This window comes from Sodalis sp. (in: enterobacteria) (assembly GCF_047607725.1).
Taxonomy (GTDB): domain Bacteria; phylum Pseudomonadota; class Gammaproteobacteria; order Enterobacterales; family Enterobacteriaceae; genus JBLKSS01.
On the sequence record NZ_JBLKSS010000347.1, the window covers coordinates 1 to 1512 of the forward strand.

Annotated in this window: 1 pseudogene; it reads left to right on the forward strand. The window is 58.0% G+C overall.

The features are described from left to right. Positions 1-213 precede the first annotated feature (213 nt). Positions 214-1283 (forward strand): annotated as a pseudogene (locus tag ACMX3H_RS20155) (ClpP-like prohead protease/major capsid protein fusion protein); the annotation flags it as partial. Positions 1284-1512: the final 229 nt, after the last annotated feature.

Here is a 1512-nt window from a genome sequence, read left to right on the forward strand (position 1 = left end):
GCTCCTGCCGTGGAACCTCACCATCCCTGCTGAATAACTGTCAATACGGCGCTGTTTGGTCGCCTGGGGACGCAGCATGCCGACCTGATGGTCAAATGCGTGAGTGATGTTAACTGTTCGTTTGACCAGGCCAAAGACGCCCTGCTGGAGGCGCTGGCCAGTAAAATCACCCCCATTGATACCACGTCTTCGCCGGTGAACAGTGGTTACAGTCATCTCTACGCCGGGAACGGCAATATCACCGGTGATGGCGTCCGTGCCTCGCTGATGGCGCACGCCGGGTTTGATAGCGCACACAAGAAGAACCCCTATAACGGGATGACGCTGCGCGAGTTGGCGCGGCTGTTGCTGACCGAGCGCGGTATCGGCGGGGCGGGTTATAACCCGGTGCAAATGGTCGGATTGGCCTTTACCCACAGCACGTCGGACTTCGGCAATATCTTGATTGACGTGGCGCACAAGGCCATTTTGCAAGGCTGGGAAGAAGCGCCGGAGACCTTTGAGCAGTGGACCAAAAAGGGGCAGCTGTCGGACTTCAAGACCGCGCACCGTGTTGGTCTGGGCGGCTTCCCGTCGCTGCGCCAGGTGCGTGAGGGGCTGAGTACCAATATGTGACCACCAATGATAAACAAGCCACTATTGCGTTGGCGACTTACGGCGAGTTGTTCAGCATTACCCGTCAGGCGATTATCAATGACGACCTGAGCTTGCTGACCGATGTGCCGATGAAGCTGGGGCGGGCGGCTAAGGCCACCATCGCCGACCTGGTTTACGCCGTGCTGACCGGCAACCCCATTATGAACACCGGCGGTCTGCCGCTGTTTGATGACAAGCACGGCAACAGGAGCAAGGGCGCCATTGAGGTGGGCAACATTGACAAGACGCGCCAGATGATGCGCCGCCAGAAGGAAGGCGATCACCATCTGAATATCCGCCCGGCCTTTATGCTGGTCCCGACGGCACTGGAAGCCACGGCCAATCAGGTGATCCGCTCGACCAGCGTCAAGGGGGCCGATATCAACGCAGGTATTATCAACCCGGTACAAAACTTTGCCACCGTGATTGCCGAGCCGCGTCTAGATGATGCCAGTGCCACGGCCTGGTATCTAGCGGCGGCCAAAGGCACGGACACCATTGAGGTGGCTTATCTGAACGGTGTCGATACGCCGTATATCGACCAGCAGCAGGGCTTTGAATCCGATGGCGTGACCACCAAGGTGCGTATCAATGCCGGCGTCGCCCCCATCGGCCATCGCGGTCTGGTCTACGTTGACGGCAAATAACCGCCACAGCGCGTCATTATCGGCCCGTCGGGGCTTTTTTTTATGTCCAGAATCTGGCCCCGTGCGGGCCATGCTGGTTCCGGTCACGTCCGATCACTGATTCTGATTTCATCCGATCACTGATTCCGGTCGCCCGATCAGCGATTCCGATTCTGTCCGATCGCTCATCTTCTGTTCCGCCATACTCTGGAGACTTTTAGCTTCCGGGAGTATGGCATGGCACGTAAAA